We start from the raw sequence: 20,034 nt of genomic DNA, 5'->3' as shown, positions 1-20,034 counted from the left end.
CCTCAATCTCTCTCCTCGAAAACCGCTTCGAGGATCATCAATGGCTGGCAGTGTATTTTGAGCCCGAGAAGAATACTTGTCAAAAACTCCGAGCTTTTTGCTAAAAACTCGCTTTTATAACAAAACATCTACATAGTCACACGCAATTAGATAATATATTGTGTTGTAAAAATTAATTTTTGCATGTCATTTACAACAAAAGTAGAGAGGTTTTGGGTAATTTTTATTTGAATAAGAAGGATTTAGATTGTGATTTTGTGAGGAATGGGCAAAAACACTGAAAATTTAAAGGGGAATTACGCAAAAAAGTTCGACTTTCCTGTGCAAAATACAGACGTAAAAAAGCCGCGACCAATGCGCGGCGTTCTATCAATAAGCAACAAGACTAACAAAAAGAAAGATATTTTATTAACTCTGTTTCTTATACTGCGAAGGTGACAAACCTTGTAAACGAGTAAAAGTATGCGTGAAAGTACTTTGGCTAGAAAAACCGGTGAATTCGGCTATCTGGCCAAGCGTAAGGTGGCCTTGCTCAATCAAATCACGCGCCATATCAATACGTTTACCTAGCACATACTGATGCGGCGTTATACCCATTTGCTCTTTAAATAAGCTGTGGAACTGGCTTTCGCCCAAGAACACACTACCTGCCAACTGCGCAACACTGATTTTATGGCTCAAATGCTGTTCGATGTAACGATCTATCGCATCCAAATCGAATCGTGAATCTTTTTTTGATGTTTCAAATGAAGAGATATGGCGTTGCATCAACGCAATCACAGTATCGTTACAAGCGCGACTAAGCAGCAAATCATCAGGATGATTACGCATCTCCTGTACCAACATCTGAATCAGCTTTTGGATTTGACCATCCAGTTGGAAGTAAAGATGAGAGCGCTCTAGATTATTGATTTTCTGTAGCATCTCAGGATCATCATTAGCAGGCTTTGGCATGTTGAGCACCAAAATGTCTGATTGATGAATCACGCCGCCGAAAGCATGATCAGAAGACGCCGTTACGATGCAGCCTTGTCCCGGACCAACTAAATTACCCTGTCCACGAACTTCAAATTCCGCTTGGCCTTTCAAACCGATCACGATCTGCGTGTAAGCATGATCATGGCAATCCATATAAGACGGAAGCGTGATCAACTCTGCTGGTTTAGGCAGCGCGATCTCTTTATACAGCGGGGCTTTCGGGTTATTTGAATCACTCATTTAAAACAGTCGTCTTTCACGGTCGGCTTACACCTTGGCATCATATACCTTCTCGGTGGGGTTGCAAATCTTCCCCAACTCAATCGCACAAGATCAAACCAACACGATCAAGGCACTCTACATGATCATAGTTCCGGAACGATGATCATGTAAGAGTAACTTACGGTCAATGTGCAACCAATTTTTTTAACAAAAACGGATAGATAGTCAAAATTACTAAAGTTGAGACAGCTCGACTCAAAAGATCTTTGCGGTTGAAGTGCACACCAATGTAAGTCAAGAGGTCAAAATTACGATCAAAAGCGCATGAATTAACCAGAAAACAGCAACATAGAGGGAATTCCCCCCTTACCAATATACGCTCAATTCAATACATTAGACCTCGAGCTCTAGGATGCATACGACCCTGAGTTCACCGGTATCTACTTGATACCTCTAACTTACTTAGCAGACCCTCGCTATGTAATTTAGAACCTCTTCTACACGTCGACAAGATTATATCTTGTGTTGCCAGCCCGTCTTCAGGCTGGCCTTTTTTTTGCTCTACGCCAATGAAAACAATGGCATAAGCTGATATTATATGGGCCACCTCACCGTATCCTGAGCTTAATCATCACGCTGAGCTAACTTGATCTATCTTCTCTCTTTTCCAGTTTGTCTGGCGCAATTCCTGAAAGCATGATCAAGGAACGATTTCGTAAGAGAAATTTCAGGATAATCGAAGTGAGAACACTGACCTGCAATAAAGCAGGCGATACGTAGCAGTAGTGAGCCCTCTTGTGAATATTCCAGTCAATACCATAGAACAGTCGCTCCTCCGACAGCTACCGGGTTGTTGGGGATGCAAAGATAAAGCGTCAGTATTCCGATATGTGAATCAGGAATACGCAGAATTGATAGGCTACGATTCACCTGAAGCCTGTATTGGAAAGACAGACTTTGAAATGGCGAGCCCAACCATTGAGTGTGCAAAAGAGTTTCAAGAGCAAGATAAGCATGTTATTGAGACTGGCGAGTCACTGAAGATCCTCGATATCCACCCCTATCCTGATGGTCATTGGCGAGCGCATATCTTTACTAAAACGCCGTGGCGAGATGACGATGGCAACATCATTGGCACCATCTTTTATGGGCGTGAACTGACCGACACCGCGGTCATTGAAGTTGGCTACTGGGTTTGTCGAGCCATTGGTGGAAACCCGAGCAAAAAATCAATCTTCCGCTTCTCTAACCTGAAACCCGAACCCGAAAAGCTAACCTGCCGCGAACAAGAAACCTTATTCCTATTGCTGTATGGAAAAAAACCGCAATTCATCTCTCAGGTCATGGGTATTTCCACTAAAACAGTAGAGGGGCATGTTGCTCGTCTACGTACGAAGTTTGAAGCCAACAGCAAGAATGAGTTGATCGACAAAGCGATGGAAGCTGGTTACGGCTCCATTGTGCCAAAGACCCTACTTAAACATCAGCTCTCTGTGGTGCTTAACGGCGAACGCTGATTCTTAATAAACAAAAACACCGCCAAATTGGGCGGTGTTTTTTTATTCTTTTTTTTCGCGTGATTATGGCGCAAGACGATCAATGTCCCACGTCCCTTCTTGATTAGAAAATAAGAAACGATCATGCAAGCGGTGCTCGCCACCTTGCCAAAACTCGATACTTTGTGGTTTCACACGGAAGCCACCCCAGAAGGTTGGCATTGGGATTTCCCCTTTGGCGAATTTCTGTTTCAGCTCTAGGAATTTGCCTTCCAACACGCCTCGAGCGGAAATACGACTACTTTGTTTACTGGCGATAGCAGCAAGCTGACTCTCTTTCGGGCGAGAAGTGAAATATTTCATGTTCTCCATCGGTGACAGCTTCTCTGCAACGCCCGTAATATGGACCTGACGCTCAAGCGGATGCCAAGGGAAATGTAGGCTGATATTGCTATTGTGCCCAAGCTGCTGTGCTTTGCGGCTGCCCAAGTTGGTGTAAAACACAAAACCATCTTTATCGACACTTTTCAGTAGTACGATACGTTGAAATGGCATGCCATTCTCATCAACCGTGGCAACGGTCATTGCAGTAGGGTCGGTCAAGCCAGCTTCTACCGCTTGCGCCAACCACAAATTAAATTGATCGACAGGATCTGCTTTTAAATCTTTACGACGCAGGCCACCTTTTGTGTACTCACGACGAATATCAGCAAGTTCCATCTTCACTCCTTCACTCGTTTTTTCCGATTGTGCGCCCGATGATACTCAATTTCAAGGACAGCAAACGATAACTCTGATTGCGATTTGTGTTGTGTCACGTTGTAGCTGCGGCTCACAGCATCGTTAAATGCCTTTTGATAACATGGCGTTAAAAACGAGTGAGCCAACCGTGAACCTACTCAACCCCAAAGCTCTGCGCCATTTTTTGCTGGTGTTACTCGCCATCGGTATGGTCGGGCTAATATCGACTCATAAGTACGCGACCGAGCATCAACATGATCAATGGCAAAAAAAACTTCAGACCCAAGCCACGCAAGTTGCTCAGGAGATCGATTATGAGTTGGCTAAGTTTGAACAAATCCCCAATCTACTCAGCCACGATCCAAGATTGCTCGACGCTATAAAAATCGGAAAACCGTCTGATGCACTTAACCGTTTGTTGGCGGAATGGCTCACACAAAGCTTGGCCGATACCATCTATGTCCACGACAAAACGGGCTTAGTAATCGCATCAAGTAATTACCAGCAAGACGACAGTTTTGTGGGCTCTAACTTTGCCTTTCGCCCTTATTTTCAGAACGCGCTCAATGGCGAGAAAGCCCAATACGTTGGATTAGGCGTTCGCTCTAATAAGCGGGGCTATTTCTTCTCATCTCCGCTTTGGGTTGATGACAAAGTCGCGGGAGTGATTACGGTTAAAGTCAACTTAGAACAACTTGAACAAAGGTTGGTTCAAGACGATGGAGATTTACTCGTCACAGGCGTGCATGACGTCGTTTTCATGAGTAATCTACCGGATTGGCGTTATCGCGCATTGTTTCCACTTTCCGAAGCAGCAAAACATGAACTCAGTCAAACCCAACAATACGGCCACTCCCTACCAGAATATCGTGGTGAGTTAACCGGAAAAAGTGGTGCGACGCAGTTTAAAAACAATCAACTTCTACTCTCTCCAAACTATCTAGCATACGCGACCCAGTTGTTTGAAAAAGGCTTTCGTGTTGTAGCACTGATCAGCCAGCAAGAAGTACTCACCGCCGTTCTTCAAGCCGATGTCATTTATCTACTGTTGTATGCCTTGGTTGGTTTAATTGCTTTGGCTTGGTTCCAAATGCTGGTCAACAAAGCACGCCTCGCGAATGTGAACGCGAACTTGGAAGAAAAAGTCTCGGAAAGAACTTTGGTCCTCAGCCAAGCCAACCACAAATTGCAGCAAACCGTGCATCAATATGAGAAGAGTCAGCGAGAACTCAAGCAAACTCAACAAGAGTTGACGCAAGCCGCCAAACTCGCACTACTTGGGGAGCTGTCCGCCAGCATCAATCACGAAATTAACCAGCCGCTTGCCGCGCTGCGAACCTACACCGAAAACTCACAACGTTTGATGGCAAAGGAGCGTTACCCTGTGGTGGCAAGCAATTTGAATAAGATGCTGTCACTCAACAACACGATTGCCGAAGTCATTGCTCGTTTAAAAGTCTTTACACGCAAAACCGACAGCAACCAACACAGCGAAGTCGCCATCCTGCATGATGCTGTACACAACGCCACGCGAATTTTGAGTAACAAGCTAATCAAGCAAGGCGTAACATTAAAAGTGCCAACTATCGAATATAACGTGAGGTTAGCGATTCACAGCGTTGAGCTTGAGCAAGTGCTGATTAACCTATTTCATAATGCGGCGCAAGCCATGGATAGCTACTGCATTGATCCACAAATTTCGATTGCCGTGCAATGCGAAGAAACTCACTGCGATATTTTAGTTTCCGACAACGGCCCAGGCATGTCCGAGAGTGCCTTAGCAAAAGTCTTCGACCCATTCTTCACTACCAAGCCCGAGGGATTGGGCTTAGGGTTAACCATTTCAAAACGTATTTTAGAGAGCTATCAAGGTGCTTTGAGCGCTTACCAACATCTAGACGCTCAAACACAAAAAGTAAACGGCATGACTTTTGTTATCACGGTTCCACTCGCTACAACACCGTCCTTAGGGGAAAACACCTATGCATAATCCTGTTTTCTTTGTCGATGATGAACCACATATTCGTGATGCTGTATCACAAGCGCTTTTAATTGAAGATATCGAAGTAACCTGTTTTCCCAATGCAGTCGAAGCACTACGCGTTATCGACCCGCACACACCAGCCTTGATCATTACCGATATCCATATGCCAGTGATGAACGGCTTAGAGTTTATGCGCACGCTGCTGAGCAAAAACAATCACTTTCAGTTTATTGTTCTCACTGGCCACGGTGATGTAAAAACAGCAGTAGAGGCGATGAAAAGTGGCGCATATGACTTTCTCGAAAAGCCATTCTCGACAGAGCAACTGTTAAAATCACTGAATAACGCCAGTGACAAACTGACTCTATTGCAAGAAAACGTCTGGTTGAAAAAAGAGCTCGATATGCAAACGCACGTGGGGCCAAAAATGATTGGTCATAGCCAAGTTATGGTCGATATTCGCCGAACTTTAATCAGCGCCTCACTCCACCAGCCACTGATCTTTTTTGGCGAAGATGGCACAGGACGAAGGCTCGCTGCGCAATTTGCCCACGATATTCATGCCACGTCAGACAGTGAAATGATCGTCGCGTCTGGTGAAGATTTGTATGAATTAAGCTCGGATGCGTTCGACAAAGCGATTTATCATTTGTCACAAGGGAGACCACATTGCAGTTTGTATCTTCACAGTGCCGAACACATCTCATTACCACAATGGCAATGCCTGTTTAAGCACCCAAGCTTACAACGCGTGTTTGGGGCCGCAAACAAAGTAGTGCAAGGAGTCGAGACATTGGCTAAGTTGATTCGCATGCCGAGCTTGGACGAGCGCAAAGAAGACATAGGCCCGCTGTATAAACATTTTGTTCGCCATGCTGCCAGTCGTTATCAGTTGCAACCACCACAAATCAGTTTGGCAGAAGTAAAACGAATAACAGAACTGACTTGGCCAGAAAACATCAAACAATTGAGGCAGTTTGCGGAATTGCGCGCCCTCAAACCAGATGCGTTTCGCATGGAAGACTGGAACAGTGAAAAGAGCATTGAAATCCAAAGTATGACTCAACGCACAGAACACTTTGAATATTGCTTATTGTTCGATGCACTACAACGACATAGAGGCAGACTCAAAGAGGTTCAACTAGAATTACAGGTGTCGCGAAAAACCTTGTATGACAAACTAAAACGACATCAGTTGGATAAAACAAAGTTCAAGGCACTGTAAAAGAGGGGCCATCTACCCCTTTCACACATTTTTATTAACCGAGCATGCTGACATGGTCGGTTAATAATAATAAGATCAAAAAGATAAACCGTCTTTATAAAACAAGGAATGTGATGAGCCGAGACAACTACAACAAGCTAAGCAACGACGAGTTGGATTTTGTTGACGATAAAACCGCTGCTTTGCTCCTGAACACGCCGAGTAGTGCCCGCCTTATGTTGTGGGTTATGGTGTTGTTTTTTGTTGCTGCTATTGGCTGGGCATCTTGGGCGCAAATCGACAAGGTGACGGTTGGTCAAGGCAAAGTCATTCCTTCTTCTCAAATCCAAGTGGTACAAAACCTTGAAGGCGGCTTGGTCAAAGAGATCTTAGTAAAAGAAGGCGAACAAGTAGAGAAAGGCCAGCAGCTGTTGCTGATTGACGACACGCGATTTCGCTCAGACTTTCGAGAACGTGAACAACAAGTAGCGAACTTAACGGCTTCGGTGTTGCAGCTTTCAGCCTCCATCAGCAGTGTAGAAGTGAACCGTGATTTTGAAGACAAAGACTGGGAACAAAGTGTCTTACTCGATTACGGTAAATTAACGTTCCCACCGACGCTTGAAGAGAACCAACCTCGCCTCACCCAACGCCAAAAAGCAGAGTACCGTGAAGATCTCGACAACTTACGCAACCAGCTGTCAGTTATCGATCAGCAAGTTAAGCAGAAACAACAAGATTTGGTTGAAATTAGGGCGCGAGTTAACAACTTGCGCCAAAGCTACCGATTCGCAAAGAAAGAGCTAGATATCACGAAGCCACTGGCAGACGAAGGTGTCGTACCTCGTATTGAGCTACTCAAACTTCAACGCCAAGTAAATGATACTCGCCGTGAGATGACCTCTAGTGAACTGAAAATTCCAGTGCTTCGTTCTGCGATACGAGAATCCATGCTTAACCGTATTGATGTGGCATTGAAATTCCGCTCTGAACAACAAGAAAAGCTCAATAGCACTCAAGACCAACTGTCCGCACTCGTAGAATCCGCGGTAGGCCTAGAAGACCGAGTAAACCGCACCGTGGTGGTTTCTCCAGTAACCGGCACCATCAAAACTCTCAACGTGAACACCGTTGGTGGTGTTATTCAGCCTGGTATGGACATTGTTGAAATCGTTCCAACCGAAGACACTTTATTGGTCGAAGCAAAGATTGCCCCAAAAGACATCGCCTTCTTGCGTCCAGACCTTCACGCCATCGTGAAGTTTACCGCGTATGATTTCACCAAATATGGCGGTCTAGAGGGTGAACTAGAACACATCAGTGCGGACACCACACAAGATGAAGAAGGCAACAGCTTCTACATTGTTCGAGTCCGTACCGATAAAACCAATTTTGGACAGGATGCTGACTTACCAATCATTCCCGGAATGACAGCATCGGTCGATATCATCACAGGGAAACGAACCGTTTTGGAATACTTGCTTAAACCGATTTTGAGCGCCAAAACCAACGCACTGAAGGAGTAAGTATCTGCAAGGTACAAATAATGTGTTCTTAAGTGACGACAAGTGGTTAAATAAAAAGCACTTTTCTCACCCACGAACGCATTTCAAAGGTACACTTGTGATGTGAGTCGAATATGCCACCCAAATTGAAGCGTAAAGTTACATTATTAATCAGCATCAGTTGTTTTTCGTTCCAAATTGGGGCGCTCAACAGCAAGGAACAGCGATGGGTCGATACGGTCACTTCAGTTTATGGTGAGCGGGCAGGAATGCGCGTGAAAACATGGCGGGAAAACATCGACTTTTTTAAAACACTGGAGACTCATGAGAAGCTTGCAGGCGTTAACGACTTTTTCAACCAACTTTACTTCGTTGACGACATCAAACTTTGGGGAAAGAAAGACTACTGGGCAACACCGCTCGAATTTTTGGGCAGTAATGCGGGCGATTGTGAAGATTTCACTATTGCTAAGTACTTCTCACTGCTGGAGCTAGGCATACCCGATTCTAAGATGCGCTTGATCTATGTTAAAGCCATCGAACTGGATCAATTCCACATGGTATTGGCTTACTACCCGACCCCAAGCTCTGAGCCGCTCATTCTCGACAATATCAACCCAGACATTGTTCGAGCCTCCAAACGTAGCGACTTGCTACCGATTTACAGTTTTAATGGTTCAAACCTATGGCTAATGAAGTCTTCTGCTGGCACTGGAGAGTTAGCAGGAAAAGCCTCACGTTTGAGTCTTTGGAATGACTTACGCTCGCGCGAACGTAAGTTGCAGTTAAAGAAACCTAAAATTAACTATGACGAGTGAAAAACATGACCCTATATAAGAAGCTTGTAGTGGGAATGGTTACGGTCTTTTTACTTTTGATGGCATCAGTATTCGTAATCCAGTTCAACACTACTCGAGACAGCTTAGAGCAGCAGCAACGTTCAGAGGTCAACAACACCATTAACACCGTTGGTTTAGCATTGGCACCGTATCTAAAAGATAAAGATAAGGTGGCAGTCGAGTCCGTGATTAATGCGTTGTTTGACGGCAGTACTTATTCTGTCGTACGTCTCACCGCGTTAGATTCGGATTACCAGATCGTGCGCTCGTACCCAGTAAAGCCAAGCCATGTCCCGCAGTGGTTTATCGACCTGAATCTATTTAAAGCGATTCACGATAAACGCGTCGTAACTAGTGGTTGGATGCAACTGGCTGAAGTAGAAATCATCAGCCACCCAGGTGCTGCTTACGAACAGTTGTGGCAAGGCTTTATTCGCCTGCTATCGGCATTTGGCGTTATCTTCCTAGCGGGTTTAGTCGCGATTTCTTACATCCTACGTCGCTCACTCAAACCTTTAGCAGCCATCGTTAAGAAAATGCACGAAATCGCCAACAACCAATTTGGTGACCCGCTTGCTCGTCCAAAGACCAAAGACCTCATTGCAGTCGTAGACGGTATCAATATGATGTCGGCTCAGATTGAACTGTCATTCAAAGAACAAGCGAAAGAAGCGCAGCGTCTACGTGCACAAGCTTACCTAGATCCGATCTCCAAACTGGGTAACCGCTCGTTCTACATCAACCAAGTTGACCAATGGTTGGCAGAACAAACGCAAGGGGGTATCGCGCTACTCCATGCAGAGTACATTGGTGACATCTACGAAACGAAAGACTACCAACGCGCTGATGCCCACGTGAAAGAGTTGTCTCAACGTCTTAAAAACACTATCGATGTACCAGGAGCAACCATTGCTCGTCTATCAAGCGACGAATTCGGTCTGTTATTCCCACACATGGATGAAAGCGAACTTCGCATCCTAGCGGATAGCATCGTCAACTGTGTGAATGGTCTGAACACAGACCCAACAGGTCTTGCTAAACCAAAAGCTTCGCTCGGCGTGGCACACAGTAAAGATCAGAAAACACGCTCAGAAGTGCTTTCCATGGTGGATAACGCACTATCGAAAGCAAAAGCGCAACCAGACAGAGCTTACGGCTTCGTGGGTGGTGAAAACTCTTCTAACCTAATGGGTAAACAGCAATGGAAAGCGCTGGTTGAAGAAGCGATTCACGGTGATTGGATTAAATTCCGTTTTCAATCTGCGAAAAACACATGGGGCAAGGTATTCCACAACGAGGTGTTCTCTAGTATCGAAAAAGATGGCGAGACCTTCCGTGCCAACCAATACCTGTTTGCTTTAGAGCAGCTTGATGCCACCAACATCTTCGACCAATACGTCATTGAGTCGATGATTAAAATGCTAGAAAGCGGTGAGTTGAACGAGCCTGTTGCCATCAACATTGCACAAAGCAGTCTGTCGCAACCTTCGTTCATTCGCTGGACCACCAGCATGCTAGAGAAGCACTCGAAAGTTGCGCCAATGCTGCACTTTGAGGTTCCAGAAGCGTGTTTCATCGACCATCCACACCATACAGCACTACTGTGTAATGCCATTCGTCAGTCAGGTGCAGAATTCGGTGTTGATAACTATGGTCGTAACTTCCAGTCACTTGAGTACATTCAGGAGTTCCGCCCGAATTACGTAAAACTGGATTACCTGTTCACGCACAACTTGCATGACGAAAAACAGAAATTCACGCTGACTTCGATCTCGCGAACCGCTCACAACTTGGGTATCACGACGATTGCATCACGTGTAGAAACGCAGATTCAGTTGGACTTCCTCACCGAGCACTTCGTCGAGGTCTTCCAAGGTTTCATCGTCGACAAGGAATAAAGAAAAGGTATACCAAGGATGAAAGACCCTTTACTGAACTCGCTGATTTACGTTAGCCGTTATTACGGTTTAGCCAACTCTCCGGAAGCGCTAATTAATGGGCTTCCACTCTCTGAGGGTAAGCTCACACCGTTTCTGCTACCGAGAGCGGCGGAAAGGGCCGGATTGGTTGCCAAGGAAAACCGTGCAGAATTAGACAAAATCTCAAGCCTAATTCTGCCGGCTATCTTACTTCTTAAAGGTGGCGACTCTTGCGTTCTCAATAGTATTAATTTGGAGACACAAGAAGCAGAGATCACCACCCTAGAAAGCGGTTTGGTGCCCATCTCCATCCCTCTAGAAGAACTACTTGAGCAGTACACTGGTCGCTACTTTTTAGTTAAAAAACAATTTCGATATGATGAGCGCTCTCCCGAAGTGCTCAAAACCAAAGAAGGCCACTGGTTCTGGTCAACCTTATGGCAGTCTAAACGCATCTACCGCGATGTACTTATCGCTTCTATCCTCATCAACATCTTCGCCATTGCCGCACCAATGTTCACTCGCTTGGTGTACGACAAAGTAGTCCCTAACCTCGCATTTGAAACTCTATGGGTGCTGGCAAGTGGTATCTTCGTAGTGTTCTTGTTCGATTTCTTGCTCAAATCACTGCGTAACTACTTTATTGATGTTGCGGGTAAGAAATCCGACATCCTGATTTCTTCAAAGCTTTTCAGCAAAGTGATGGGCATCCGAATGGAGTCCAAACCACCTTCAGTGGGTGCGTTTGCTCGCCACTTGCAAGAGTTCGAATCGATTCGTGAGTTCTTCACCTCTGCAACCGTGAGTGCTCTGATCGACTTACCTTTCGCGATTTTGTTCCTAGTCATCATCTGGCTGATGGCGGGCGATCTGGTTTACGTACCTATGATCGGTGTGGTGATTCTGATGATTCACTCGGCGCTGATTCAAGGTCCACTGCGCCGCTCGATTGAAGAAGGCTCTCGTCTTGCTTCACAGAAATACGCTAACTTGATTGAGAGCTTATCTGGCTTAGAAACGGTGAAAATGCTGAGTGCACAAAGCCAATTCCAATACCGTTGGGAAGAAGCCGTTGCACACATGGCAAACTGGAACATCAAGAGCCGTCGTATTACCGACAGCATTCAAAACGCAGCGGGCTTTGTTCAACAAAGTAGTAACGTCGGCATGATCATTCTGGGTGTTTATCTCATTTCAAACGGCGATTTGACGATGGGTGGCTTGATTGCAGCAACCATGTTGAGTGGTCGTGCGATTGGCCCTATGGTTCAGCTTTCATTGTTGTCTACACGCTATAACCAAGCGAAGTCTTCGATGACCATCATTAATCAAGTGATGGAAATGCCAGACGAGCAAGAAGAAGGTAAACGCTACATTCATCGTCCTATCGTTCAAGGTAAGATTGAGATTGACCGTGTGACCTTCCATTACCCAGATGCGCCAGTGGCATCGATTCGTGATTTAAGCCTAACGATTAATCCAGGTGAAAAAGTCGCAATCATCGGTCGTATTGGTTCGGGTAAAACCACGCTAGAACGCTTGATAATGGGTCTGTACAAGCCAACAGAGGGTCACGTGCGTATTGATGACACTGACATCGAACAGCTTCACCATGTGGACGTACGACGCAATATTGGCTGTGTACCGCAAGATTCGAATCTGTTCTTCGGTTCTATTCGCGACAATATTACCCTAGGTCGTCCGCTCACCGATGACCGCGACGTATTAGACGCCGCAAACCGTGCAGGTGTCACCGCCTTTACTCAATCAGATCCAGCGGGTCTAGAGCGTCAAGTGGGCGAAGGTGGCGGCATGTTATCTGGTGGTCAACGTCAAGCTGTGACAATTGCACGAGCGTTCTTGGGGCGTCCTCCAGTGCTCTTAATGGATGAACCAACCAGTGCAATGGATAACCGTTCAGAAATGCACATCAAACATCAGTTAGCACAGCTAAAACCGAGCGAAACGCTGATTTTGATTACTCACAAAACTTCAATGCTCGATATTGTTGATCGCGTAATAGTGATGGAAAAAGGCAGCGTGATTGCTGATGGTCCGAAAGCGCAAGTACTGAACGACTTGAAGCAAGGTAAAGTTCGTGCCGTGAGCTAAAACCGCACAAACAGAAAATCAAAGCCCCGTTGAACACAGCGTTTCGCGGGGCTTATTTATTGATAGTCAGTAATCCAAAGTATCCAAACTCTTCAAGGAATATCCAAAGCAGCACAAAACCAACAATAACCACTAATCCCATGATTGCCCTTTCATCTTCTTCCATCGCATCCCTACCATTTTCCATAACGATCGTAAGCTCCGTTTCTAGATTAGCAGCAGCCAACACACCAGATATCAGAGTTCGTCTATTCTCAATTCGGAACTGAGATATAGCTCAAAATTTGTTCAAAACAAATCTCATGCGGAAACGAAATTTATAATTACTTGAGAGACAAAATCGGCTATAACACGCGCCTTCTTAATATTCTCGAGTTGAAGAAATGAATCATTGGATGCATCTAGAGCAAATCAGCCAGTATTTCACGGCTGGCTCTATTGGCTATAAAGTGTTGATGGGCGTCATCATTCTGATTGCTTATCGTGTACTGAAGAAAATCGCTAACCGTGCCATTCTGAATTTAGCAGAATCCAAAGGGGTTAAAAAAGCACGCCTGAGCTTTATACAGCGTTGCTTCAACGTCGCTTTTTTGTTCGTGTTTGTGTCGATTTTCGCGATCGTTACTGGTATTGGCTATGGCGATGTGTCGCTGTTCCTATCATCGATTTTCGCAGTATTAGGTGTGGCTTTCATCGCGCAATGGTCGATTCTTAGTAACATTACAGCAAGCTTTCTGATTTTCTTTGTCTTCCCATACCGTGTCGGTGACCGAATTAAAGTGGTAGATAAAGACGAAGACATCAGTGGTGAGATTCAGGAAATTCGTATGTTCCATGTGTTGATCAAGCACGACAACGGCAACCTAATCACTTACCCGAACAACTTGATGCTTCAAAAAGCGGTCTTAAAACTGGCAAAAGAAAAAGCCAAGCCTGAGGAGCCAAAAACCACCTCACGCATTTATACCCGCAGAAAGAAATAGCCCACTAAAAAGCCGATGTAGATACATCGGCTTTTTAGTATCACTTGGTGGTCACAAATAATCCAAAGTTAATGGCGAAAAACAGTGAAGAGACAAAACGTATAAGCTGAAGGTCGCCACTGTATTCTTTCATGATAAAAACATGACACATCGCCGAAACCAATAGCGCCACTTTAACCAGAGGAAGCTTCTTCTTTACGAACCTTAAATAGATGCTGCAAATAGAGATGGTGCAAGCAAAGAAAAAAATCGTCATGAATAACCTTAGCTATAACAACCTGTTTATCTGTTATTTTTATCTAAAACATATCAAAGCTGTGGGAGCAAAAAAAATTGAGAAAACCAAATAGAATATAGCTAATCCAGTACCTTTCTTCTTCCTTCTGTCGACACCAACAATACGAGGGCAAAAAATAAAAATCAGACCAATAGATATAACGAAGTAAACCTTATAGTACTCTCGTATGTTGCTAGGTATTGCAGGAAGTCCACCAAAAGCTAATTCTAGTAAGCCTTTTATACCAACCAAATTCACTGCAAACAAAATTGAGAAAAGCAATCTAGCATTCAAGTCTGGATCTGATTGACCTCGCTCTTCCATTAACTGTCACATAGAGAAAAACACGTTAGACAAAATGTTCAAAGCTTGGTCTCCAGTATTATTTGAACAAATGTTATCTCTTATTGAGCATAAGAGGCACCCGTAAAGTCACGAACTTCTCCTTTCACTATGAAAACTGCTCGATAGATCAAAATAAAATTTCCATCCTTTAAGCCATTTCAAATCACTTCTTGACCTCAACTAAGCTTGAGGTTTTAGCCTTATTCGCACGATTCAACATCAACAATGAAAAAGGAACCATTGTGTCCAAAATTGCGATTATTTATTTCTCTAAAACCGACGTTACTGGTCAGCTTGCTCGCGCGATTGCCGCTGGCGTTGAACAACAAGGCATTAAGCAGCAAGGTGGATTTGAAATTCTCTCTCACCGTATTGAAGGCAGTGAGATTATTGAGGGACGTTTTGTGAACCCTAGCCTAATGGATGAGCTTGCTGAATGTGATGCGATTATCTTTGGCTCACCGACCTATATGGGCGGCGTAGCAGCGCAGTTTAAAGCATTTGCAGATGCAAGCAGTGAATCTTGGTATTACCAAAAATGGGCGGGCAAAATCGCGGCTGGCTTTACTAGTGGTGGGGCAATGAATGGCGATCAGTCAATGACATTGCAGTATCTACAAACACTCACTAACCAGCACGGCATGATATGGGTCGGATTAGATAAGATCAGCAATTCTGGCGAGCTACATCTGAATCGCTACGGCGTGCAAAGTGGCATTGTTGCACAAGGTGGTGAAGACGGCCAGTTGCATACCTCAGACGTTGCAACAGCGGAGTATCTTGGCAGACGAGTCGCCGCGCTCGTGAATAAGCTCTCCACTCGCTAGCAATAAAAAGAAGCCCCGTAAGATACGTCTTCGGGGCTTCGTATTCATCGCTTGTTTGAGCGCTACTTCTTGATGTAGAGGTCTTTCGAGTAAATACGACCCTCTACGTTGTTTTTGGCAAAGCCGCCAACCGTAGGGCGAACCAAACGCGCTTGCATGTAGTAGTAAATCGGTGCGATTGGCATATCCGCCGCCAACAATTGCTCGGCTTGATCATAAAAACCTTGACGCGCTTTCTCATCGGTTGCCGCCAATGCACCGTTCATCGCATTGTCGTAGGCTTCACTGCTGTAACGAGCAAAGTTACCTGACGAACCAGAACGTAACAGACTCAAGAAGGTAGACGCTTCGTTGTAATCGCCACACCAAGAGGCACGCATGACATCGAAATCACCTTGTCTGCGCGAAACAAGATAAGATTTCCACTCTTGGTTTTCTAACTCGACCTTCGCACCTAAGTTCTTCTTCAACATGGAGGCAATGGCCACAGCAATGGCTTTGTTCGATTCACTGGTGTTGTACAGCAATTTGAAATCTAAAGATTTGCCGTCACCGTAGCCTGCTTCTTTAAGCAGTTCACGCGCCTTTTCATCACGCTGTTTTTGCGTCCATGTGCTGTATTCTGGCTGAGTCGCATCAAAGCCAGCCGTGTACTGGTGTGCAAACGTATAAGCAGGCAGATTACCCACTTGTGTGACACCATTCGTGATCACATCACGCATCATCGAATAAGACACAGCTTTACGAACTCGCTCATCATCGAACGGAGGACGCGTGGTGTTAAACGCGTAGTAGTAAGTACAGAGTAGCGGAACCGCGGTATACGCTTGCTCGTAATCTTTCTTCAGCTTTTGCGCCATATGGGTTGGTACATCTGAGGTGATGTCCACTTCGCCCACCGCATAACGATTGATCGATGCATTTTGGTTCTCAAACGGAATGTATGTCACCTCTGTGAGATGAGTATCCGCACTATCCCAGTAGTTTGGGTTCTTTTTCAGTTCAATGCGTTCATTCACCACCCATTTATCCAAAACAAATGCACCGTTGCCAACAAACTGCTGTGGGTCACTCCACGGCTTTTCGCTGTTCTCAACCGTTGCTTTGTGTACCGGCATCATCGAAGTGTGGCCTGTCATTGCGACAAAGTACGGCACCTTGCTATCAAGTTCGAAGCGTAGAGTATGTTTATCGACGGCGGTGATACCAAGATCATCCAGTGGCTTTTTACCTTCTGCTACGTCGGCGATGTTTTTGATCTTAGTAAGTTTTAGATACCAAACATTGGGAGAAGCCGTTTTCGGGTCCACTGCACGACGCAGTGAATAGACAAAATCATCCGCTGTCACAGGATCGCCGTTCGACCATTTTGCGTCTTTACGCAGCTGGAACACAAAGGTTTGGTTGTCTTCGGTTTGCCAAGATTCCGCAACACCAGGAACGATATTGCCATCGCGGTCTTGAATGACTAATCCCTCAAACAAATCACGAATCACGTGCATTTCTGGCAAGCCTTCGGCTTTTGCAGGATCTAGCGTTGCCGCTTCGGCGTCGTTTGCTCGCACTAGATGTTGTTCCGGCACGAGTTGCACACCATCAGGTAAAGAGTCAGCTAAAGCAGAAGCGGATATAAATGGGGTCAATAGAGAGGATATTAGTAAGGCTGTTGAGTGTTTTTTAAATTCCATATCGATTTTTGTTCTCCTAACACGTCTTTTGAAGCAAGTACCACAAATAATCATACAAGCATTGACGAACTTTAAGTGTTCAGTTTATATCCGAGTAATCTCAAAATGCTAAGTTCAACGGCTATGACTTGAGTTATATATAGATACTACTGGAACAATCAGGAGATTACGGTGAGTCTAATTCCAAGAACGGAAAGAGCGGCATTTTTAATTACGCCAACATCATATGGAAGATCGGTACTAGGTGCGCCGTTGTTGTACTTCCCAGCACAAGTAGAAAATGACTCGCGAGGCCTTATTCTCGCTGGGACACACGGTGACGAGACAGCCTCAATCGCCGGATTGTCGTGCGCGTTAAGAAGCTTGCCAGCGGAGTGTCTGAAGCACGATGTGATTTTATCGATGAACCCAGACGCAAACCAACTGGGGACGCGAGCCAACGCCAATCAAGTCGATCTAAACCGTGCGTTTCCTACGCAGAATTGGACAGAGCACGGCACAGTCTATCGCTGGAGCTCGCATACACCTGTTCGAGACGTGAAAGTAAAAACAGGCAGCAAAGAACAGCTAGAGCCAGAAGTTGAAGCACTAATTAGTTTGATTGAACTGCGCAGACCAAAATTTGTGGTCTCGTTTCATGAACCATTAGCGTTTGTCGACGACCCTGCTCATTCTGATTTGGCCAAATGGCTCGGCAAGCAATTCAATCTACCTATCGTTGACGATGTTGATTACGAAACGCCAGGGTCTTTCGGAACGTGGTGTAATGAACGTCAATTGCCATGCATTACTGTCGAATTGCCCCCGATTTCAGCCGATCTGACGATTGAAGAACACTTAGATGCGTTTATTGCGCTGCTGCAACACGATCCTGCCATTTAAACATCCGGATCTTTTAACAGGCGATTAAGTAAGGATCTGCTTGATATCGGTACTGATGTCACTGATCAACTGACGTGCGCTTTCGTCTCTTTGTTGTACCAAAATTATAAACAACAGATCCGTAATCACGTTTTGTGCTGTGCGCGAAGCAATGGAAGAGCTGCGATGCTCTGTTTCATTGGCGATGGTATCAAACGTGATATCGGCAATGTCTCTCAAGCGGCTTCTCCCCGGAGCTGACAAAGCAATCACCTTTGCTCCCTGCTCTTTCGCTGCTTCCGCAGCCACTAGAATCTCTTTTCGTTCTCCTGAAAAAGAAATCGCGATCTGCACATCCTCTGAAGAAAGCGTACGCGCAACTGCAATTTGTACGTGACTGTCTTGTTCTGATAGCGCGGTAATCCCAAGCTTAAGCAGCTTAAAACTCAAATCTTTTGCCGTAAGCGCAGAGCCGCCAATGCCCACCACTTGCACACGGCGCGCTTCACTTAACCACTTCACCGCTTGATGACACGCCTCATAAGAGAGCGCATTGGTCGTTTGGAACATAGCGTCGGTTTTCGCTTTAACCAGTTTTTGCGAAATAACCGCAATCGGGTCATCCGCCAAAATATCACTGTGGAGTGGCGTAGATTGCATCGCTTGTTTGCGGCCAATATCTTCGTTCAACGCCAGTTTGAACTCGCTATAGCCTTTATAGCCAATCCTCTGGGTGAATTTAACAATGCTCGACTGGCTCACTTGCACTTGTTCAGCAAGCTCTTGACTGGTCAATTGCGCGGCTTTTTCTGCATTTTCGACAATCCAATCGCCAACCAGACGACCACTGTGAGAGAGCTGAGTACGTCTTGCGACGATTTTATTGATAACGGACACGACAAAATTCCAAAAACTTTAAATAAATTATTCCAAAACAGAAATAATCGCACTTTTCTTTAACTGACTGATTAACTTAACAACCCTTATATCTACGTAAGATATTGCGTCAGTATTTCCAGCCATTATTCCAAACTTTCACTGAACAAAGAATAACCTCAAGTGTGATTTTTATCACCTAAATTGAATATTTTATTCCATAGAATCGCCCTCAGATTGAACATTTACAAGAGTACACAGAACATGAAAATTGATTTAAGCCGATTGGTGACAGAAAGCCGCAATCCAGCGAGCGCAGAGATCGATACGCTTTCTACCATCGAGATGCTGCAAGTCATCAACCAAGAAGATCAGAAAGTCGCTATAGCAGTACAAGCAGTATTGCCACAAATCGCGCAAACCGTCGATGCCATTACTGCAGCGTTCGCCAATGGTGGCCGTCTGATTTACATGGGCGCAGGTACATCTGGCCGCCTTGGTATTCTTGATGCGAGTGAATGTCCTCCAACCTATGGCACACACCCAGATATGGTTATCGGTTTAATTGCTGGTGGCCATCAAGCGATTTTGAAAGCGGTAGAAAACGCAGAAGACAACGCTCAAATGGGCCAAGACGATTTAAAGACGCTGAATCTGACTCAGTATGATGTTGTGGTTGGCATCGCCGCCAGCGGCCGTACGCCTTATGTTTTAGGTGGTTTGGATTACGCAAAATCTGTCGGTGCTACAACGGCATCAATCGCTTGTAACCCAGCATGCGCGATGGCAGAAGCTGCAGACATCGCGATTCTTCCGGTAGTGGGCGCAGAAGTAGTCACCGGCTCTTCACGCATGAAAGCGGGCACAGCACAAAAATTGGTGCTGAACATGCTGACTTCTGGCGCAATGATTCGCAGCGGTAAAGTGTTTGGCAATTTAATGGTGGATGTAGAAGCTACCAACGCCAAGCTGATTCAGCGTCAAACCAACATCGTAGTTGAAGCAACCGGTGCACCAAAAGAAGAAGCAGAAAAAGCCCTTGAAGCGTGTGAACGTCACTGTAAGACCGCAATTTTAATGATTCTTGCTGATTTGGATGCAGAGCAAGCTAAATCTCGCCTCGTCGAGCACAACGGTTTTATTCGTGCAGCACTAAATAATAACTAAATAGCCCTAG

Annotated in this window: 17 protein-coding genes; 11 read left to right on the top strand and 6 right to left on the bottom strand. The window is 45.2% G+C overall.

The features are described from left to right. Positions 1–408: 408 nt before the first annotated feature. Entirely contained in the window at positions 409–1,218 is an 810-nt protein-coding gene (locus C1S73_RS18675) for an AraC family transcriptional regulator (protein ID WP_038871560.1), read from the bottom strand. Between the two features lie 779 nt (positions 1,219–1,997). Here C1S73_RS18675 and C1S73_RS18670 point away from each other — a divergent pair. Next, on the top strand, positions 1,998–2,717 hold the full coding sequence (locus tag C1S73_RS18670; protein WP_080774286.1) for a helix-turn-helix transcriptional regulator: 720 nt from the start codon (positions 1,998–2,000) through the stop codon (positions 2,715–2,717). Between the two features lie 63 nt (positions 2,718–2,780). Here C1S73_RS18670 and pdxH read toward each other — a convergent pair whose 3' ends face one another. Continuing rightward, a complete protein-coding gene (gene pdxH, locus C1S73_RS18665; RefSeq protein WP_038871564.1) occupies positions 2,781–3,416 on the bottom strand; it encodes a pyridoxamine 5'-phosphate oxidase in 636 nt (211 codons plus the stop codon). 127 nt (positions 3,417–3,543) lie between these two features. Here pdxH and C1S73_RS18660 point away from each other — a divergent pair, with 127 nt between their 5' ends. The 6 genes from C1S73_RS18660 to C1S73_RS18635 all read left to right on the top strand — a co-directional run bounded on the left by C1S73_RS18660 (position 3,544) and on the right by C1S73_RS18635 (position 13,000). Further along, positions 3,544–5,427, top strand: coding sequence for a sensor histidine kinase (locus C1S73_RS18660; protein ID WP_038871567.1), 1,884 nt, complete (start codon positions 3,544–3,546; stop codon positions 5,425–5,427). Next, complete coding sequence (locus C1S73_RS18655; RefSeq protein ID WP_038871569.1) at positions 5,420–6,646, top strand: sigma-54-dependent transcriptional regulator; 1,227 nt, start codon at positions 5,420–5,422, stop codon at positions 6,644–6,646. Before C1S73_RS18660 ends, C1S73_RS18655 begins: the two co-directional genes overlap by 8 nt. Before the next feature lie 113 nt (positions 6,647–6,759). Further along, positions 6,760–8,151, top strand: coding sequence for an HlyD family type I secretion periplasmic adaptor subunit (locus C1S73_RS18650; RefSeq protein WP_038871570.1), 1,392 nt, complete (start codon positions 6,760–6,762; stop codon positions 8,149–8,151). Positions 8,152–8,264: 113 nt separating this feature from the next. Continuing rightward, a complete protein-coding gene (locus C1S73_RS18645; protein WP_038871574.1) occupies positions 8,265–8,948 on the top strand; it encodes a transglutaminase-like cysteine peptidase in 684 nt (227 codons plus the stop codon). Between the two features lie 5 nt (positions 8,949–8,953). After that, entirely contained in the window at positions 8,954–10,867 is a 1,914-nt protein-coding gene (locus C1S73_RS18640) for a bifunctional diguanylate cyclase/phosphodiesterase (RefSeq protein ID WP_038871616.1), read from the top strand. An 18-nt stretch (positions 10,868–10,885) separates the two neighbouring features. Further along, complete coding sequence (locus tag C1S73_RS18635; protein ID WP_038871576.1) at positions 10,886–13,000, top strand: type I secretion system permease/ATPase; 2,115 nt, start codon at positions 10,886–10,888, stop codon at positions 12,998–13,000. Between the two features lie 52 nt (positions 13,001–13,052). Here the strand turns inward: C1S73_RS18635 and C1S73_RS28220 are convergent, their stop codons facing one another. After that, positions 13,053–13,187: a hypothetical protein gene (locus C1S73_RS28220; protein ID WP_009706678.1), complete on the bottom strand. Its 135-nt coding sequence runs from the start codon at positions 13,185–13,187 to the stop codon at positions 13,053–13,055. Between the two features lie 208 nt (positions 13,188–13,395). On the opposite strand from C1S73_RS28220, the gene C1S73_RS18630 reads away from it, so the two are divergent. Then, the gene (locus tag C1S73_RS18630) at positions 13,396–13,983 is read left to right on the top strand and encodes a mechanosensitive ion channel family protein (protein WP_038871578.1); all 588 of its coding nucleotides are present in this window, start codon (positions 13,396–13,398) and stop codon (positions 13,981–13,983) included. A 295-nt stretch (positions 13,984–14,278) separates the two neighbouring features. Here the strand turns inward: C1S73_RS18630 and C1S73_RS18620 are convergent, their stop codons facing one another. Further along, positions 14,279–14,584, bottom strand: a complete 306-nt coding sequence (locus C1S73_RS18620; RefSeq protein ID WP_045406539.1) for a hypothetical protein — start codon at positions 14,582–14,584, stop codon at positions 14,279–14,281. A gap of 263 nt (positions 14,585–14,847) precedes the next feature. Here C1S73_RS18620 and C1S73_RS18615 point away from each other — a divergent pair, with 263 nt between their 5' ends. Further along, on the top strand, positions 14,848–15,432 hold the full coding sequence (locus C1S73_RS18615) for a flavodoxin family protein (protein ID WP_038871580.1): 585 nt from the start codon (positions 14,848–14,850) through the stop codon (positions 15,430–15,432). Positions 15,433–15,494: 62 nt separating this feature from the next. Here C1S73_RS18615 and C1S73_RS18610 read toward each other — a convergent pair whose 3' ends face one another. Beyond that, positions 15,495–17,120, bottom strand: a complete 1,626-nt coding sequence (locus C1S73_RS18610; protein WP_038871582.1) for an ABC transporter substrate-binding protein — start codon at positions 17,118–17,120, stop codon at positions 15,495–15,497. Between the two features lie 171 nt (positions 17,121–17,291). Between C1S73_RS18610 and mpaA the strand changes: the two genes are divergently transcribed. Continuing rightward, positions 17,292–18,002, top strand: coding sequence for a murein tripeptide amidase MpaA (mpaA, locus tag C1S73_RS18605; protein ID WP_081634794.1), 711 nt, complete (start codon positions 17,292–17,294; stop codon positions 18,000–18,002). Between the two features lie 24 nt (positions 18,003–18,026). Here the strand turns inward: mpaA and C1S73_RS18600 are convergent, their stop codons facing one another. Next, on the bottom strand, positions 18,027–18,878 hold the full coding sequence (locus C1S73_RS18600) for an SIS domain-containing protein (protein WP_038871584.1): 852 nt from the start codon (positions 18,876–18,878) through the stop codon (positions 18,027–18,029). 243 nt (positions 18,879–19,121) lie between these two features. Between C1S73_RS18600 and murQ the strand changes: the two genes are divergently transcribed. Next, a complete protein-coding gene (gene murQ / locus C1S73_RS18595) occupies positions 19,122–20,024 on the top strand; it encodes an N-acetylmuramic acid 6-phosphate etherase (protein WP_038871586.1) in 903 nt (300 codons plus the stop codon). Positions 20,025–20,034: the final 10 nt, after the last annotated feature.

It is taken from the genome of Vibrio jasicida 090810c (genome assembly GCF_002887615.1).
Classification (GTDB): Bacteria; Pseudomonadota; Gammaproteobacteria; order Enterobacterales; family Vibrionaceae; genus Vibrio; species Vibrio jasicida.
This window is presented reverse-complemented; position numbering and strand designations above follow the sequence as displayed.

Bases quoted from the DNA above. Each gene is read 5' to 3' on its own strand.
- C1S73_RS18655 (WP_038871569.1), top strand. From the start codon at position 5,420: ATGCATAATCCTGTTTTCTTTGTCGATGATGAACCACATATTCGTGAT.
- pdxH (WP_038871564.1), bottom strand. From the start codon at position 3,416: ATGGAACTTGCTGATATTCGTCGTGAGTACACAAAAGGTGGCCTGCGT.
- C1S73_RS18640 (WP_038871616.1), top strand. From the start codon at position 8,954: ATGACCCTATATAAGAAGCTTGTAGTGGGAATGGTTACGGTCTTTTTA.
- C1S73_RS18660 (WP_038871567.1), top strand. From the start codon at position 3,544: ATGCCTTTTGATAACATGGCGTTAAAAACGAGTGAGCCAACCGTGAAC.
- C1S73_RS18675 (WP_038871560.1), bottom strand. From the start codon at position 1,218: ATGAGTGATTCAAATAACCCGAAAGCCCCGCTGTATAAAGAGATCGCG.
- murQ (WP_038871586.1), top strand. From the start codon at position 19,122: ATGAAAATTGATTTAAGCCGATTGGTGACAGAAAGCCGCAATCCAGCG.
- C1S73_RS18630 (WP_038871578.1), top strand. From the start codon at position 13,396: ATGCATCTAGAGCAAATCAGCCAGTATTTCACGGCTGGCTCTATTGGC.
- C1S73_RS18610 (WP_038871582.1), bottom strand. From the start codon at position 17,120: ATGGAATTTAAAAAACACTCAACAGCCTTACTAATATCCTCTCTATTG.
- C1S73_RS28220 (WP_009706678.1), bottom strand. From the start codon at position 13,187: ATGGAAAATGGTAGGGATGCGATGGAAGAAGATGAAAGGGCAATCATG.
- C1S73_RS18635 (WP_038871576.1), top strand. From the start codon at position 10,886: ATGAAAGACCCTTTACTGAACTCGCTGATTTACGTTAGCCGTTATTAC.
- C1S73_RS18650 (WP_038871570.1), top strand. From the start codon at position 6,760: ATGAGCCGAGACAACTACAACAAGCTAAGCAACGACGAGTTGGATTTT.
- C1S73_RS18645 (WP_038871574.1), top strand. From the start codon at position 8,265: ATGCCACCCAAATTGAAGCGTAAAGTTACATTATTAATCAGCATCAGT.
- C1S73_RS18620 (WP_045406539.1), bottom strand. From the start codon at position 14,584: ATGGAAGAGCGAGGTCAATCAGATCCAGACTTGAATGCTAGATTGCTT.